Source organism: Psychromarinibacter sediminicola, from assembly GCF_029168335.1.
Lineage (GTDB): Bacteria > Pseudomonadota > Alphaproteobacteria > Rhodobacterales > Rhodobacteraceae > Psychromarinibacter > Psychromarinibacter sediminicola.
Genome location: NZ_JARGYC010000092.1, coordinates 1 through 15,216, shown reverse-complemented (window position 1 = coordinate 15,216; position 15,216 = coordinate 1). Strand labels below are relative to the sequence as shown.

The 15,216-nt window shown below is 63.8% G+C and carries 18 protein-coding genes; 11 read left to right on the top strand and 7 right to left on the bottom strand.

The window, feature by feature from the left end:
* The 5 genes from P1J78_RS22015 to P1J78_RS21995 all read right to left on the bottom strand — a co-directional run.
* A partial coding sequence (locus tag P1J78_RS22015) for a transposase family protein (RefSeq protein ID WP_510177808.1) occupies positions 1-287 on the bottom strand: 287 nt, incomplete at its 3' end.
* Between the two features lie 31 nt (positions 288-318).
* Complete coding sequence (locus tag P1J78_RS25485) at positions 319-528, bottom strand: hypothetical protein (protein WP_374213399.1); 210 nt, start codon at positions 526-528, stop codon at positions 319-321.
* A complete protein-coding gene (locus P1J78_RS22005) occupies positions 525-962 on the bottom strand; it encodes an ion channel (protein ID WP_275569537.1) in 438 nt (145 codons plus the stop codon). Before P1J78_RS22005 ends, P1J78_RS25485 begins: the two co-directional genes overlap by 4 nt.
* 12 nt (positions 963-974) lie before the next feature.
* A complete protein-coding gene (locus P1J78_RS22000; RefSeq protein ID WP_275569536.1) occupies positions 975-1,361 on the bottom strand; it encodes a DUF302 domain-containing protein in 387 nt (128 codons plus the stop codon).
* Between the two features lie 72 nt (positions 1,362-1,433).
* Positions 1,434-2,033: an EF-hand domain-containing protein gene (locus P1J78_RS21995; RefSeq protein WP_275569535.1), complete on the bottom strand. Its 600-nt coding sequence runs from the start codon at positions 2,031-2,033 to the stop codon at positions 1,434-1,436.
* Positions 2,034-2,203: 170 nt separating this feature from the next.
* Here P1J78_RS21995 and P1J78_RS21990 point away from each other — a divergent pair, with 170 nt between their 5' ends.
* The 10 genes from P1J78_RS21990 (at position 2,204) to P1J78_RS21945 (ending at position 11,634) form a co-directional block, all read left to right on the top strand.
* Complete coding sequence (locus P1J78_RS21990) at positions 2,204-2,926, top strand: response regulator (RefSeq protein ID WP_275569534.1); 723 nt, start codon at positions 2,204-2,206, stop codon at positions 2,924-2,926.
* 32 nt (positions 2,927-2,958) lie between these two features.
* Positions 2,959-4,332, top strand: a complete 1,374-nt coding sequence (locus P1J78_RS21985) for an ATP-binding protein (protein WP_275569533.1) — start codon at positions 2,959-2,961, stop codon at positions 4,330-4,332.
* A complete protein-coding gene (locus P1J78_RS21980) occupies positions 4,329-4,640 on the top strand; it encodes an SHOCT domain-containing protein (protein WP_275569532.1) in 312 nt (103 codons plus the stop codon). The genes P1J78_RS21985 and P1J78_RS21980 overlap by 4 nt, the downstream gene beginning before the upstream one ends.
* A gap of 55 nt (positions 4,641-4,695) precedes the next feature.
* The gene (locus P1J78_RS21975; RefSeq protein ID WP_275569531.1) at positions 4,696-6,696 is read left to right on the top strand and encodes a heme lyase CcmF/NrfE family subunit; all 2,001 of its coding nucleotides are present in this window, start codon (positions 4,696-4,698) and stop codon (positions 6,694-6,696) included.
* An 8-nt stretch (positions 6,697-6,704) separates the two neighbouring features.
* Positions 6,705-7,271: a DsbE family thiol:disulfide interchange protein gene (locus P1J78_RS21970; protein WP_275569530.1), complete on the top strand. Its 567-nt coding sequence runs from the start codon at positions 6,705-6,707 to the stop codon at positions 7,269-7,271.
* Complete coding sequence (locus tag P1J78_RS21965) at positions 7,268-7,741, top strand: cytochrome c-type biogenesis protein (RefSeq protein WP_275569529.1); 474 nt, start codon at positions 7,268-7,270, stop codon at positions 7,739-7,741. The genes P1J78_RS21970 and P1J78_RS21965 overlap by 4 nt, the downstream gene beginning before the upstream one ends.
* Positions 7,738-8,895 carry a c-type cytochrome biogenesis protein CcmI gene (ccmI, locus tag P1J78_RS21960; protein ID WP_275569528.1) on the top strand — a complete coding sequence of 386 codons (1,158 nt, stop codon included), beginning with the start codon at positions 7,738-7,740 and terminating at the stop codon, positions 8,893-8,895. The genes P1J78_RS21965 and ccmI overlap by 4 nt, the downstream gene beginning before the upstream one ends.
* 115 nt (positions 8,896-9,010) lie before the next feature.
* A complete protein-coding gene (locus tag P1J78_RS21955) occupies positions 9,011-9,949 on the top strand; it encodes a cation diffusion facilitator family transporter (RefSeq protein ID WP_275569527.1) in 939 nt (312 codons plus the stop codon).
* A gap of 107 nt (positions 9,950-10,056) precedes the next feature.
* On the top strand, positions 10,057-10,698 hold the full coding sequence (locus tag P1J78_RS21950) for a hypothetical protein (protein WP_275569526.1): 642 nt from the start codon (positions 10,057-10,059) through the stop codon (positions 10,696-10,698).
* A 12-nt stretch (positions 10,699-10,710) separates the two neighbouring features.
* Positions 10,711-11,634 carry an EamA family transporter gene (locus P1J78_RS21945; RefSeq protein ID WP_275569525.1) on the top strand — a complete coding sequence of 308 codons (924 nt, stop codon included), beginning with the start codon at positions 10,711-10,713 and terminating at the stop codon, positions 11,632-11,634.
* Positions 11,635-11,643: 9 nt separating this feature from the next.
* On the opposite strand, the gene P1J78_RS21940 is transcribed toward P1J78_RS21945, so the two are convergent.
* On the bottom strand, positions 11,644-13,776 hold the full coding sequence (locus P1J78_RS21940; RefSeq protein WP_275569524.1) for a protein-disulfide reductase DsbD family protein: 2,133 nt from the start codon (positions 13,774-13,776) through the stop codon (positions 11,644-11,646).
* A gap of 434 nt (positions 13,777-14,210) precedes the next feature.
* Positions 14,211-14,363: a DUF2933 domain-containing protein gene (locus tag P1J78_RS21935; RefSeq protein WP_275569523.1), complete on the bottom strand. Its 153-nt coding sequence runs from the start codon at positions 14,361-14,363 to the stop codon at positions 14,211-14,213.
* A 323-nt stretch (positions 14,364-14,686) separates the two neighbouring features.
* Between P1J78_RS21935 and P1J78_RS21930 the strand changes: the two genes are divergently transcribed.
* Positions 14,687-15,216 (top strand): IS6 family transposase (locus P1J78_RS21930; RefSeq protein ID WP_275569538.1); only part of this gene is annotated, 530 nt, incomplete at its 3' end.

Here is a 15,216-nt window from a genome sequence, read left to right as displayed (position 1 = left end):
AGGTAATGCCTCTCGCCGTTGATCTTCACGAACATCTCGTCGAGGTGCCATCGCCACTGGCTCGACCGCATCCCCTCGATCCGGCGCTTGCGGATCTCCGCGGCAAACATCGGGCCGAATCGGTGCCACCAGAACCGGACCGCTTCGTGGCTGACGTCGATCCCACGTTCATGCAGCAGGTCTTCGACATTCCGCAGCGAAAGCGGGAACCGGACATACATCATCACCGCGAGACGGATGATCTCGCGCGACGTCTTGAAATACTTGAATGGGCAGGGTCGGGTCATTGGCAGAAGCTACCGACGGCCCTGCCCCGCCTCAAGCCAGTCTCCTCTGACACCCCGCCATGGCCACGCTTCCGAAATACGCGAGCACGAAGCTTGCCGGCAGAATCCCGGTCATCGTGGCCAGTACGGACCGCCAAAAGTGCAGGCGGCTCAGCCACGCCACGACAAAGGCGGCTAGCAGGAAGACGCCGGCGCCCGCCGCGGCGATCCTGAGCTTCTGGTTCCCCGTGGCTTCCGTCATTCGATCTCGGCTCTTCGCCAGCTTCTCCGGCACACGGTATAAAGGTATGTGGCCGACCACGTCAGGATCATGAAGCCGCCCAGGGATTGCAGCATGGTCACGATCCGGATGGCACCGGTCAACTCGATCGTGGTGTAGCCCAGCGTGGTGAAGTTCACCCCGGTTAGGTAGATGGCGTCCGCCCAGCCGAGAGGCACCGCCGATGCCCGCCCGCCGAAGCCGTCCCATCCCAGGAGCCACAGGTTCGCCGCAGCGAGGGCCATGATCTCGGCCACGTGGAGAAGCAGTAGGCCGACGAAGGTTAACTGTATCGCGAACGTCGAACTCGAACCCGACCGCGATGCCACCCGCCCCAGTGAATAGAGTGCGTAGTGGTGGAAGAACCCGACAAGGCCGACGAAGCCCACCCCCACTGCAATCGCGGCAAGCGTCATGATCGGACGGAATCAGGCGGCATCGACGGCCCCGACAAGCATGTCGCGCACCTGGCCCGCGACGGTGTGCAGGTCGTCGTTGTCGATGGCCGTCATCGATGCGACGGGGTCGATCGCGCTGATCTCGGTGCCGTCATCGGTTTCGCGCAGGATCACGTTGCAGGGCAGCATGGCGCCGACGCGCGGCTCGATCCCGATCGCCTCGTAGGCCATCTTCGGGTTGCAGGCGCCGAGGATGCGGTAGCCATCCATCTCGGCGCCGATCTTCTTCTTCATGGTCTCCTTGACGTCGATCTCGGTCAGGACGCCGAAGCCGGCATCCGAAAGCGACGCGCGGAGGCGCGCCTCGGCATCGTCGATGGAGATACCTTTTAGCAGGCGGTCGTGCGTGTAGTTCATGTAACTACTCCTGTTTGAATGGTCTGGCCCGATCCGAAGGACCGGGCCTCGGGGCGACGCGATGGCGCCGGTTCAGTTCTGGTCCGGCATGTTCCTCATCATCGGCCGGTCGTCCATGTCTTCGTCACGCATCATCCGGCGGTCGTCTTCGTCGCCCTCGCGCATCCGGTTCATCCGGCCGGCGAGGGCCTTCATTTCCTCCGACGTGATCGCGCCATCCCCGTCCGCGTCGAGATGCTGGAACCGATCGACCATCGTCTCGCGGAGCATCGCAGCGTGCCAGGCGGCAAAATCGTCAAGGCTCAGTTCGCCATCACCATCGGAGTCGTATTCCTCGAGGCGCGACAGCATCATCTGGCCGGGCATGCCGTCCATCATGTCCGGACCCATCATCATCTGCATCATATCACGGTCCATCATGGACATGCTGCCCATTCCGGGCCCGCCCATGAAGCCCATTCCCGGGCCCATTGCGCCCGAGCCATGCATCTGCATCATCATCCGCATCATGCCCTGCATCATCTCGTGCCGGTCGGCGCCCATTGGCTTGGCGTTGCGGCCCACGCCAGGCCCCGCGGCATCGTTGCCGTGATGACCGCTGTCGGCCAAAGCTGCTCCGGCGGTCAGCACGGAGATTGCGAGAATGCTTGCTGTTCTTGCGGCTGTTCGCATGAATTCCTCCTGTTATCTGGGTTGCCACCCATGACGTGGGAATGATTGCGCGGAATTGAATGTCTCCGCATTATCCGAATTGTAACGGTCTGTCGCAAAGCGATTGCCTGATACAATCCGCTACAAATCCGTTGCTGAAACCGGAACCGCCGTTCCGGTAGGACGAAGTCATGGGACCCCTGCCTCATATCCTTGTCGTCGACGACCACGTGCAGATCCGCGAGAGCGTGACGCGATACCTAGAAAAGAACGGGATGCGCGCGACCTCGGCGAAGGACGCCGCCGACATGGACGCGAAACTTGCGGGCGGACATTTCGACCTTGTCGTGCTGGACGTGATGATGCCCGGCGAGGACGGGCTCTCGGTCTGTCGGAGACTTGCTGCGGCAGGCGCCGTGCCGATCATCATGCTGACGGCGCTCGGCGAGGATGCGGACCGCATCGCCGGGCTGGAACTCGGCGCCGACGACTACCTTGCCAAGCCGTTCAACCCGCGCGAACTGCTGGCCCGGATCAGGTCGGTCCTGCGGCGGAGCAGCCGGGGTGAACCCCTTGCAGGCAAGCTGGCCGGGCGGACCGTGCGGTTCGAGCATCTCGTGCTCGACACCGACCGGCAGATCCTCATCGACGACGAACAGGGCGAGATTCCTCTCACCGACTCCGAGTTCCGGCTGCTGGTCGTCATGCTCGAGCGCGCGCGGATGGTGCTGAGCCGCGACCAGCTGCTCGACCTGACGGCGGGCCGCACGGCGGGACCGCTCGACCGGACGATCGACAACCAGATCAGCCGCCTGCGCCGCAAGATCGAGCCCGATGTCCTGCGTCCGAGGATCATCAGGACGGTGCGCAACGGCGGCTATTGCCTGGCCACGGATGTGGAGGAGCAGGCGTGATATCGCGGCAGATCAGTTCACTGCGGGTCCAGTTGATCCTGCTCGTCGTCGCAGCACTAGTCGCGGCCCAACTGGTCAGCCTTTTTCTCTTCGCCGATGAACGAAGCCTCGCGATCCGCGCCGCCCTGGGGTTCGAGGCGGCAGGCCGGGCGGCGAACGTGGCGCGGCTGATCGAGGAAGCGCCGCCCGATCTGCACGACTCGATCCTCAGGGCCGCGAATTCGCCACTGGTGCGTTTCGAGTTGTCCGAAACCGCGTCGATCCAACACACGGATCATTCCGACGGTGGCCTTGTCGAGGCCCGCATCCGGACCCTGCTCGATGACAGCTTCAGCCGGGATATCCGCGTCGAACTGCACGAGGTCGAAGGCGAGCTGATGCCGCTGCCGAACCTGTCGCGCGAAATGACCGACATGCACATGGCGATGATGCGCGGCGAACTGACGGCGGTCGAGATGAACCTTTCCATCGCCATCCGCGGCGGCCACTGGCTCAACGTGGGCACGCGCTTTGAACGGCCGCCGATCCAGTGGCCGGCCTATTCCATGCTCACCTTCGCCCTGTCGGCCGGGCTTCTGCTCGTCGTGGTGATCTGGTTCGTCATGACGCGCCTGACCGGCCCGTTGCGGAGGCTGGCCCGTGCGGCCGACAGCCTTGGCCGCGGCGAGGACGTGGCCGAGCTTCCCATAGCGGGACCGACCGAGGTGCGCGACCTGACCGGGGCCTTCAACCGCATGCAGGATCGCCTGACCCGCTTCGTGGGTGACCGGACGCGGATGCTGGCCGCGCTGGGGCATGACCTGCGCTCGCCGCTGACCGCCATGCGCGTGCAGGCCGAGATGGTCGACGACACCGAGACGCGCGACAGTCTGGTCGCCTCGGTCGAGGAAATGCAGGGCATGGTCGATGCGACGCTGACCTTCGCGCGCGGGCTGACCGGGTCGGAGCAGCCCGAGACCGTCGATCTGCACGACTTTCTCGAGGCCCTGAGCGCGGACATGCCCGGCGGGTTCGCCATCGACGCCGCCCCCCGGATCGAAGCGCGCCTGCGGCCGAACGCCATGCGGCGGGCGCTGCGCAACGTGATCGAGAACGCCGACCGCTACGGGGGCGGCGCCACGGTCGGTTGGCATCGCCAGGGCGATACGCTCGTGTTGACGGTCGAGGACAATGGTCCCGGCATTCCCCGGGACAAGCTCGAGAAGGTCTTCGACCCCTTCTACCGGATCGAGGAGTCGCGCTCGCTCGAAACCGGAGGACACGGCCTGGGCCTGTCGATCGCGCGGACGATCGTCCGTGCGCATGGCGGTGACATCACCCTTGGCAACCGCGAAACCGGCGGGCTGCGCGCGGCGGTCTCGATCCCGCTCGCCCCGAAAACACCTGATGAAAGGAGAAAACGATGACCTTCAAGCTTTGGAGTTTGACTACCCTTGCGAGCCTTGCCGCCTCTACGGCCCTGGCCGATCCCGACGGCTCATGGGAGGGACACATGATGTGGGGCGGCGGCTACGGCGTCTTCGGCGGCCTGATGATGCTGGTCTTCTGGGGCGTGATCATCGCCCTGATCGTGCTGGCGGTTCACTGGCTGCGAGACAACAGCGGCGCCGGCGGCAAGTCCTCGGACGCGCTCGAAACCCTGCGTCAGCGGCTGGCGAAAGGTGAAATCGACGAAGAGGAGTACCGCCGCCGCAAGGCCGCTCTCGACGAGTGAGGCGCGAGGCGTGACGCATCAGGACCAATGAAAGACAGACAGAGGGACAGACATCATGATACCTGAGATCGGGCATTTCGCCCTCGCGTTGGCCTTGTCCCTCGCCGTGATCCAGAGCGTCCTGCCAATCCTCGGGGCCTCACGCGGCAACGTGCGGTGGATGCAGTCTGCCCGGTCTTCCGCGATCGGGCAGGTGTTTTTCGTTGGAGTGGCCTTCGCGGCGCTGATGCGGTCATTCGTGGTCAGCGACTTCACCGTCAGGAACGTGGCGGAGAACTCGCATTCCATGAAGCCACTGCTGTTCAAGATCGCGGGGACCTGGGGCAGTCACGAAGGCTCGTTGCTTCTTTGGGTGCTGATCCTAACGGTATTCGGTGCCGGCGTGGCCGTGCTGGGATCGAACATCCCGGCAGCCACGAAGGCGCGCACGCTGTCCGTGCAGGCCTGGATCAGCGTCGGGTTCCTGTCTTTCCTGCTGTTCACCTCCAATCCGTTCGACCGCGTATTCCCGCCTCCCGCGGACGGCAGCGACCTCAATCCCTTGCTGCAGGACGTGGGGCTCGCGATGCATCCGCCCTTGCTCTATTTCGGCTATGTCGGCTTCTCGATCGTGTTCTCCTTCGCGGTCGCGGGCCTGATCGAGGGACGCATCGATGCCGCCTGGGCGCGATGGGTCCGGCCCTGGACCCTAGCCGCATGGATGAGCCTGACCGCGGGGATCGCCCTTGGGTCGTGGTGGGCCTATTACGAGCTGGGTTGGGGCGGCTGGTGGTTCTGGGATCCGGTCGAAAACGTCAGCTTTATGCCCTGGTTGCTCGGCACGGCACTCCTGCATTCGGCCATCGTGACCGAGAAACGCGATGCATTCAAAAGCTGGACCATTCTCCTGGCCATCCTGACGTTCTCGCTGTCGCTTCTGGGCACCTTCATCGTGCGCTCGGGCCTGCTCACCTCGGTCCATGCCTTCGCCGTGGATCCGGAGCGGGGGATCTACATCCTCGGGCTCCTGGCCCTTTCCATCGGCGGCTCGCTGGCGCTCTACGCCTGGCGCGCGCCGGTCATGGAGGGCGGCGGATTGTTCCGTCCGATCAGCCGCGAGGCCGGGCTTTTGGTCAATAATCTGATCCTGGCGGCCGCAACCGGAACCGTCCTGTTCGGAACCTTATATCCCTTGCTCCTCGAGGCCCTCACGGGCGACAAGATCTCCGTCGGACCGCCCTTCTTCAACGCGGCGTTCGTGCCCATGATGCTCGTGCTCGGCCTTTTCATGGGTGCCGGCCCCTTCCTGTCATGGAAGCGCGCGGATCTTGCCGGCGTTCTTCAACGGATCCGGTTCGTCGCCGGGCTGGCGGTTCTTGTCACGCTCGCCGTCTGGTACCTGATCAGCGGCGGTCCTTTCCTGGCCTATGTTTCCATTCTGATCGCCGTATGGCTGCTTCTGGCGACTCTCCGGGAATGGGCGTTGCGGATCAAATTCATGGAAGCTCCTCTGAGCGAGACGCTGCGCCGGGCGCGCAATCTGCCGCGTGCATCGCACGGCATGACGCTGGCGCACGTCGGCCTCGCCGTGGCAATGATCGGCATGATCGGATCAAGCGCCTGGAAGAGCGAAGAGATCGTCTTTGTCACGCCGGGGACCGACGTAACGATCGCCGGATTCGACGTGACCTTTACCGGTGCCGAGCGTCTGCGCGGCCCGAATTACATCGCGGATCGCGGCAGGCTCGAGGTCCGGCGAGACGGCGAGCCGGTGACAACGCTCTACCCGGAGCGGCGGAGCTATCCTGTGGCGCCAAGCACGACCACGGAATCCGCGATCCGGTCTACACTTGCGGGCGACCTTTATGCTTCGATCAGTGAGCCCGCCTCGGAAGAGGCGGCCAGCGGCGAAGCCTGGACGCTGCGCATTCTCTACGAACCGCTGGTCAATTTCATCTGGCTCGGTGCCTTGATGCTGGTGGCAGGCGGCGCGCTCTCGCTTTCGGATCGGAGGCTGCGCGTGGGGGTGCCGCGTCGAACCCGGCCCCAAAGCGACCTGCGCCTGCCTGCAGAATAGGAGACCCCATGAAACGCCTGTTTGCAGTGGTGCCGTTGGCTGTCGCCGTAGTGCTCGGAGGATTTTTCCTCTGGGGGCTGAATCCCGAACGCGACCCGAGCGAAATTCCGTCGGTCCTGATTTCGCAACCTGCACCGGAATTCGATCTGCCTTCCGTTCCGGGCGTCGATGTGCCGGGCCTGGGGCGCGCAGACCTGACGGACAACCCGGGCCCCGTGGTCGTCAACGTCTTCGCCTCGTGGTGCGTCCCGTGCAAGGCCGAGCATGCCGTGCTGACACGGTTCGTCGAGCGTCACGGCCTGCGTCTCTTCGGGATCAATTACAAGGACGAGCCCGAGGACGCCGCGACCTGGCTCTCGGATCTGGGCAATCCCTACGAGCGGATCGGCTCGGATCTCTCAGGACGCGCGGGCATCGAATGGGGCATATCGGGCGTCCCCGAAACCTTCATCGTCGGCCGCGATGGGACGGTGCTCTACCGCTATGTAGGCCCCATCGTAGGGGAGAAAGCCGTCGCGAAGTTTACCACCGCACTGACCCAGGCCGGGGCCCTTGAGCGGGAGTTGGGTTCATGATCCGGACCCTGTTTCTGATCATCATGCTTGGGTTGCCGGGGCTCGCGAATGCCGTGGAGCCGGACGAGATGCTGGCTGACCCGAACCTCGAAGCGCGGGCCCGCGAGATATCGAGGGAGCTGCGCTGCGTCGTTTGTCAGAACCAGGATATCGACAGTTCGAATGCAGGCGTGGCACGCGACCTTCGCCTTCTGGTGCGCGAGCGGTTGACAACGGGTGACAGCAACGAGGCGGTCATCGACTTCGTCCGCGCCCGCTATGGCGATTTCGTCCTGTTCAAACCTCCGTTCAAGCCGCAGACCTACGCGCTCTGGATCGCGCCGTTCGCTCTGCCCGCTGCCGCATTCGCGATTGGCGGAATACTCCTCTGGAGAGCACGGCGACGCGCTTCGGTCGAGGCCCTCAGCGATGAGGAAGAGGCGCTCGTCGCCCAGGTCCTCGCAAGACATGGTAGGGGAGACGAAAAATGATCTGGGTTGCTTTCCTTGTAATGGCTCTTGTCGCGACAGCATTCGCGCTCTTTCCGATCTTCAGGCCGGATACGGCAGCCGTCGTTCCCTCCGACGCGGTCCCGGCGGTGCTCGCCGATCAGCTGGAAGAAGTCCGGCGTGATCTGGACTGTGGTCTTATTTCCGCCGCCGAAGCCAAGGCCGCGGAACTGGAGATCAAGAAACGCATTCTGTCTGTCGTTCGCAGAACAACGAGTGAAGAACATGGTCCCGGCGCAGGCGGCGGACGGGCCGGCGCGATCCTTGCCGCGCTTTTCGTCCCGCTCATGGCCTTTGGATACTACACCGTGAACGGGGCTCCTGACGTCCCGGCCCTGGCATTCGCGGATAGGGCCCCCGAGCGCGCGGAGGAGGCCCGGATCGTGGACCTGGCGCAGCAACTCCATGATCGCTTGCAGAACGATCCGAATGGCGGCGCGAGCGAAGGCTGGATGCTTCTCGGTCAGACCTACATGCGGATGCAGCGCTTCGAGGACGCCGTGAGGGCCTTCGAGACGGTCGCGGACCGCTCGGATGCAACCTCGGCGACCTGGTCGATGCTGGCAGAAGCCTTGATCGGGGCCAACGCCGGGACGGTGGTTCCGCGCGCCGAGGCGGCAATCGAACGTGCCCTGGAGATCGACGCAATGAACCCGGCGGCCACATTCTACGCCGCGCTGGCCGAAAGCCAGGGAGGCGACGATGCCAAGGCCTACGATGTGCTCACGACCCGCCTGACGGAAGCGAACGGATATGCGGCCTGGATGGATAGCTACGTGGCCCGGATCAATCGTCTCGCACAGGAGACAGGCAAGCCGCGCGTCGCGGTTTCGGACTACGCGTCCGAAGCTCCGCGCGGTCCCAGTGCCGCAGACGTTGCGGCGGCGCGCGACATGTCCGAGGGCGACAGAGCCGACTTTATCAGGTCGATGGTCGATCGTCTTGCATCCCGGCTGGAAGCGGAACCGGACGACCTGGACGGGTGGATGAGACTTGGCAATGCCTACAAGGTCCTGAACGAGCGCAAGAACGCCATCGAGGCCTACAGCCGTGCGCAGGAACTGCTCGAAGCCGCGGCTCAAGACGACCCTCGAAGACAGGTCGTCGATTACGCTCTCCGGGATCTCCAGGGGTGACGTAGTGCCGAAGGGGCCTGAGATGGCCTTTTTAAGGATCTGCCGCGGTCACCTGCCGGACAGGGCGGCCGGCCGCTGGATCGCTGGTCAAGGACACGGCAAGGAGGAGAGAGCGATGAGTTCGCATGGCAACCCGCACGCCGGCCACATGCCTTCGGGCGGTCGGGGCATGGCAATTTCGGCCTGGCTGACGGGGGTGTATTTCGTGATCGAGATGGGCATCGGCTTGTGGACCGGGTCGATCGCGGTGATCTCGGACGCGTTCCATACCTTTTCGGCTGTCGGCGGCGTGCTGGTCGCAATTGCCGCGGCTCGGCTTGCCAAGCGCCCGGCAGACGTATCCTTCAGTTTCGGCTGGTATCGCTCGGAAATCATCGGTGCGCTGGTCAACGGTGGCTTTCTGCTCGGCATGGCACTGGTCGTCATCTACATGGCCGCGATGCGCCTCGGGTCGCCGATAGACCTGCCGACCGGGCCGATGCTGATCGCGGCCGCGGGCGGGCTCTTTACCGAGGTGATCTCGCTCTGGCTGATCTGGAAACAGAGCAAGACAGACCTCAACGTGCGTGGCGCTCTCTGGCACATCATCCAGACCTTCGTCGGGAGCCTTCTGATCATCGTCACCGCACTGGTCATCAAGTTCACGGGATTCCTGCTAATCGACCCGATCCTCGGCATGGCATTCGGGGTCGTGCTGCTGTGGGCGAGTTGGGGCATCCTGCGCGACGCGGCGCGGCTGTTGATGGAGGGCACGCCCGACGAGGTGGATTTGCGGGGGGTGATCGAGGCCCTAGAGGCAATGGACGGAGTGCAGGATGCCCATCATGTCCACGCCTGGACACTGACCAGCGGGCACAACGTGTTCTCCGGACATCTGAGGGTTTCGCAAGACGCCGATACGCAGGCACTGCTGAAAGATGCGAATACGATGTTGAAATCGGTTTTCGGTTTCTTCTTCGTCACACTTCAGATCGAAACCCGGTGCCTGGACGAGAGCGGCGCCGAGAAGATCGACGTGACCCGTGGTGCTGGCGAGACAGGAGGTGAACCATGACCGCAAGAGTCCGAGGATCGCAGCCGTCACTTCGGCTTCGTGTCACGCGACAAGTCATCCGGCAGACTGTCAGACGTGCAGTGCGCGGCGGCATTGCCAACCGGCAGATGACGGACACGCAAGGCCGCCCGATGCGCTGGCTCGGTCCTGAGATCCATTCCTACCTGGCCGCAATGGATGGGGAAGCGGTTGCTCTTCGCCGGCACGCGCGGTTGGACGAACTTGACCGCTTCGGGAACCGCCTGATGGTCGAAATGGCGATCTGGACCGTCGCCGCCGACCGCGCATTGAGGAAATCCGGCATTTCGCCCGAGACCGCGCGACAGATGGTGGCCGACCTCGGCTGGGAAATCTACAGCAGGATGCTGAGCCTCAGCTCTCTGCCCGTGCGGCTCGTGGCGAGGGATCCCGGACAGCGCCTGAGGTGGACCATCCGAATGCTGCTGGTCTTTCCCTTCAGCGCCCCCGGAGCGCCCGGATACGAGCTGAAAGCGTGGCGTGAGGGCGATGACATCCTGACCCATTTCACCTGCTGTCCGCCCCAGAGTTTCGTTCGCCGGGTGGCCGAGACGGAGGGCGATCCCGACGCGCTGGAGACCTTCCGCCGGAGCTGGTGCACCTACGATTGGCCGGGCGCCGACCTGATTGCAAGCGATGCTTCGCGGGGCCATTACCGTCGTCCGCACACGCTGTCGCACGGCGACTCCGTCTGCGACATGTGCTGGGCAGCGCGGGCACGGTCTGCTTAGGCTGGAGGTTTCATGCGCACGCTACCGCTGCTGGCCCTTATCACCGTCTCCGAGGCGACGATCGGCATATTCGTCAAGCTCACCGGCGGACTGATTCCCATCCACACCTTGAACTTCTACGCGTTGCTGACGGCGACATTGTTCCTCATGCTGACGATGCCCGTCCTGAATGGTGAGCCTTTGCGGCTGCGTTGGGGAAACATGACCGACACCGTGATCATCGGCGTGCTCATTGCGACGCAGATCAGCGTCTTCAACCTGGCGATGACCCTTGCTCCCATCGCGAACGCCGTGATTTTCTGGAGCGTTGCACCGTTCTTTACCTTCATCTTGTCGGCCATTTTCCTGAAAGAAAGAGCGACCCTCGGGAACGTCCTGACCTTCGGGATCGCGATCGTCGGCATCGTTCTTGCCAAGCCGCTGTCCGGCGGACACATGCTCGGCAATCTCGTGGCGCTGGCTGATGGAGCCGTCTATGCCGCGATGGTCACCTACATGCGGCACGAGGGAAAATCCGAGACCGGAAACGACATTGCCTGGTCGATGCTGGTGGCCGCGCTGATCCTTGCTCCTTCGGTGCTGATCTTTGGGCCCGGACAGGTCTTTTCACCAACGCCAGGCATAGGGGAGGGCGGGATCCCGGTCGGCATCTGGGCTCTGGCGCTGGGACTCGTCTCAACGGGCTTCGCCTATTTCGGGATCTCCCTGGTCCTCAAGACGCTGAACGCCAATGTCTATTCGTTGATCGACATTATCGTCTCGCCGGTCGTGGCGACCCTGCTTGGTTTCCTGATCCTGGCGGAAATCCCGGCGGCGAGCACCGTTTATGGTGGTGCGCTCCTGCTGTTCGCCGGGTTCCTGCTCACCTGGCAGACCACGCGGGACACCCCGAATATCGCGGTTCACCCGTGCCAATGCCAGGCAGCGTCCGCGTAGCGTCGGGGGTCACCAGTCCTGATCAAAAAGGCCAGACGTGGTCACCCGGTCGCCCGAGGCGGAGCGCAGCGCGTTGATCACCGCCTCACCCGACAGGATTTCCGACAGCACGATGCCGTCAGGGGCGCCCGGGCCGTAGACGGCGTTGAACGGGATGCCGTAGCGACCGAATCTTTCGAGATAGCGAGAAATGGTCTCGTCCGGTCGCGTCCAGTCGGCCTGCATCGGGACGGTGCCCTCGGCGCGCAGCGCGGTCAGCACGGGATCGCGCTCGATGACCATTGCCTTGTTGGCCTTGCAGGTGAGGCACCAGTCGGCCGTGACATCGACGAAGACGACCTCTCCGCGCGACACGCGCCGCGCGATTTCCGCCCGGTCGAAGGGCGCCCAGTCGAGGGATGAGGCCGCGACCTCAGTCGCTTCCGTTTCGGTCATCTGGGGGACCGCGACCAAGGCCAATCCGGCAAAGGCGACGACGATCGGCCAGCGGGCGAACGAAGGCAGACGTGGGACGGAGAGAGCGACCGCCAGCGCCAGCGCCAGCCCGCCTACGGCGGCTGCCGCGGCTGTCCCGGCCACCCCGACCATCACCCAGAGAAGCCAGGCCACCGTGGCCATGAGCAGGCCCCCGAGGAGAAACCTCAACGCCACCATCCAGCGCCCGGGCTTCGGCAGGAGCGAAATGGCGCCCGGCACGGCTGCGACCAGGAGGTACGGCACGGCCAGCCCGATCCCGAGGCTGGTGAAGACGATGAAGATATCGATGCCGCGCCCGGCGAGGGCGAAGGCGATGGCCGTCCCGAGGAACGGGGCCGAACATGGCGTCGCCATGACGGCTGCGAACATGCCGGTCAGGAAATCCGTGACATGCCCGCGGCCTCGCCCGGAATTCGCCAGCCGCGCCTGCAGCGCCGAGGGCAGGCTGAACTCGAAACCGCCGAGCATGTTGGCCGAGAAGACGGACAGCAGCAGCACCATCGCAGCAAGGAACAGCGGGTTCTGGAATTGCAGCCCCCAGCCGACGACGACGCCGGCTTGCTGCAAAAGGAAGAGGATCAGCGCCAAGCCCCACATGAATGCCAGCGCCCCCGCGGCGGCGGCCAGGAAGCCGATGCGAACCGTGCGCTTGTCCTGCTCGCCGTGCTTCATGACGGTCGAGAGCTTTATCGAAAGCACCGGGAGCACGCAGGGCATGACGTTGAGGATCAGCCCGCCGAGGAATGCGACCAGTGCGATCCAGATCAAGGTTTCGATGCCGGGGGCCACGGCCGCGACGTTGAATGGCGGGGCTGGGGCTTCGGAGGCACGGTCCGGCGTGACGGTGAAGGACCGGTCTGGCCCGTCCGTCACCGTGAGGATCGCATCGTGACGCGTCGTGTCGTTGGTCGAAAGGACCGGCAGCGTGGCCCACAGTCTGTGCCCGCCGTCACCGAGCCGGATGTCCGGTTTGCCGAGCGCGTTGCCCGCACCAAGTTCCGGAAAGACGTCCGGGTCCTTGAACGGTTTCGCGCTGCGGAGCAATACGGTAAGTGCCCTCGTCTTGTCGTCGAGATGCACGAGTGCTTGTTCGACGCCGATGCCGTCCCCCTCGGCCGGAACAAGTGCGAGGAAACCGGCAATCCGGTCGGCGGCCGGCTGATCGATTCCGCTGCCGGCAGGCAACTCCAGGCTCAGGTCGAAATCCTGAGGTACGCAAATGTCCGAACAGACGAGCAGAGAGACTTTGGCTTGCAGCCTTGCTGCTTCTCCCGGCCGAGCGAGTTCGATCCGAAGCGGGAAGACGACCTCGTCGTGGTAGCCGAAGTTCTCGATGCCGAAGGCCGAGAAACGTTCGGGGGCAGGCCAGAGGAATTCCGCGTCTGCGACGTTTTCCGATCCCGCCCAATCCAAGGTTGGCGGGATGCCGACTTCGCCCGGTGACCGCCAGTAGGTCTTCCAGCCGTCGCCAAGCTGCAGGTCCAGCGCCGCTGAAAGGGTTCGGCCTTTATCGGGCACCCCGTCCTGGGCAGAGATCAGCCGCGCCGTGACGGCGGGGGACTGATATGGCTGGGAGGAGGCGGCATGGATGACGGGAGGAAGCCCGAGCGTCGCTGCCGCAATGACTATTAGGAAACGGAGCGTCGTCAGAATGTTATGGCGCATCCTTCGGGAACTCCAAAAGTGGCGCGAAATGATCGGCAAATCTCTCGGAGAAGCCGATAGGACGCGCGATCGCCGCCACGCAACCGGTCGCAACAATACCATTGTCGCTTGAGTGCTGTGATCTTCGAAACAGATGGCTCATGACCGAAACAGAAAACCCTGTCGGCCATTATCGCACTGGAGCGTTCGGTCCGTGCCAGTTCCGCCCGCCACGCGGCAACCTTTTGGAAGCGCGATACCCTCTCCCCGGGTCGACACCACGCCGGTATCGCGAAAACACGCGGCGAGCGAGTTCGAGCATCCGCCGAGCGCAAGCAGCAAGGCGCTAACTTTCAAGGCTTGCGGCACGGACACCTTGGCTCCCCATCCGACTTTCGATCTCCGGCCGATGGTTGGCACCAGGAACGGGTGCAGGGAGGAGCTTGGGGTTTGCTTCACCGCCCCCGGTGACAGGACTTGCCCATCATCTTGTGCATGATGACGTGCGCCCCGACGCACAGCATCAATGGGGCGAAAACCCCGGCATTCGCCCAGAGACCGGAAACGCTACCTCCCGCGACGAAGAATGCCCCGACGGGGACCAGCATGACCGCGCAGCAGGCCATCATTCCATATCGCATGAGCTTGTTGCCCCGGGGGTTGCTAGGTCGATTTGCGTGCATCATGGTCGATTCATCCTTCAGAAATCGTCACTTCATCTGCCGCCCTTCCGCAATGGAAGGTCAAGGATACAAACCGATACATTTCTCGCAGGCTTGTCAGGTTGTCTCACGCCCCTTCTCGGGTATTTATTTCTTGGAGAAAGGCAATACGGTACTGTCACGTTAACCGGCTGGTGGTCGCAGTGGCCTGACGGTAAAGATCGTTATACCTCCCCCTCACCTACGCTCGCCACCGGTTTCCACCAGCGATCATCCAGCGCGCCGTCTGGCTCTATTTCCGGTCGGCGCTGAGCTATCGCGACGTTGAGGACTTGCTCGCCGAACGCGGCATCGACGTGTCCTACGAAACCGTCCGGAGATGGGTCCACAAGTTCGGCGGCATCTACGCCGAGCGGGTCCGTCAGCATCGACCAAGACCTTCAGATCGATGGCACCTGGATGAAGTCTTTCTCAGAGTCGGCGGCAAGACCGTCTATCTCTGGCGCGCCGTGGACGACGAAGGCGAAGTGCTCGACATCCTGGTTCAGTCAAAGCGGGACCGGAAAGCCGCATTGGAATTGCTGCGAAAACTCCTGAAACGACAGGGCTATGTCCCGCATGCCATCGTCACCGACCGTCTTCGGTCCTGTGGCGCCGCACTGCGTGAGTTGGGATTGCACGACCGGCACGTGACTGGCGAACGCTCGAACAACCGAGCGGAGGTTTCACATCAGCCAACCCGACGCCGAGAGCGGCAGCAAATTCGGTTCAAGTCACCCGGCTCCGCGCAGCGCTTCCT

Excerpts from the sequence above, each read along its gene's own strand:
- P1J78_RS21940 (WP_275569524.1), bottom strand. The coding sequence starts at position 13,776 with ATGCGCCATAACATTCTGACGACGCTCCGTTTCCTAATAGTCATTGCG.
- P1J78_RS21980 (WP_275569532.1), top strand. The coding sequence starts at position 4,329 with ATGACCTTCAAGCTTTGGAGTTTGACTACCCTTGCGAGCCTTGCCGCC.
- P1J78_RS21995 (WP_275569535.1), bottom strand. The coding sequence starts at position 2,033 with ATGCGAACAGCCGCAAGAACAGCAAGCATTCTCGCAATCTCCGTGCTG.
- P1J78_RS21950 (WP_275569526.1), top strand. The coding sequence starts at position 10,057 with ATGACGGACACGCAAGGCCGCCCGATGCGCTGGCTCGGTCCTGAGATC.
- P1J78_RS22000 (WP_275569536.1), bottom strand. The coding sequence starts at position 1,361 with ATGAACTACACGCACGACCGCCTGCTAAAAGGTATCTCCATCGACGAT.
- P1J78_RS21975 (WP_275569531.1), top strand. The coding sequence starts at position 4,696 with ATGATACCTGAGATCGGGCATTTCGCCCTCGCGTTGGCCTTGTCCCTC.
- P1J78_RS21955 (WP_275569527.1), top strand. The coding sequence starts at position 9,011 with ATGAGTTCGCATGGCAACCCGCACGCCGGCCACATGCCTTCGGGCGGT.
- P1J78_RS21945 (WP_275569525.1), top strand. The coding sequence starts at position 10,711 with ATGCGCACGCTACCGCTGCTGGCCCTTATCACCGTCTCCGAGGCGACG.
- P1J78_RS21935 (WP_275569523.1), bottom strand. The coding sequence starts at position 14,363 with ATGCTGGTCCCCGTCGGGGCATTCTTCGTCGCGGGAGGTAGCGTTTCC.
- P1J78_RS21965 (WP_275569529.1), top strand. The coding sequence starts at position 7,268 with ATGATCCGGACCCTGTTTCTGATCATCATGCTTGGGTTGCCGGGGCTC.
- P1J78_RS25485 (WP_374213399.1), bottom strand. The coding sequence starts at position 528 with ATGACGGAAGCCACGGGGAACCAGAAGCTCAGGATCGCCGCGGCGGGC.
- P1J78_RS21990 (WP_275569534.1), top strand. The coding sequence starts at position 2,204 with ATGGGACCCCTGCCTCATATCCTTGTCGTCGACGACCACGTGCAGATC.
- ccmI (WP_275569528.1), top strand. The coding sequence starts at position 7,738 with ATGATCTGGGTTGCTTTCCTTGTAATGGCTCTTGTCGCGACAGCATTC.
- P1J78_RS22005 (WP_275569537.1), bottom strand. The coding sequence starts at position 962 with ATGACGCTTGCCGCGATTGCAGTGGGGGTGGGCTTCGTCGGCCTTGTC.
- P1J78_RS21970 (WP_275569530.1), top strand. The coding sequence starts at position 6,705 with ATGAAACGCCTGTTTGCAGTGGTGCCGTTGGCTGTCGCCGTAGTGCTC.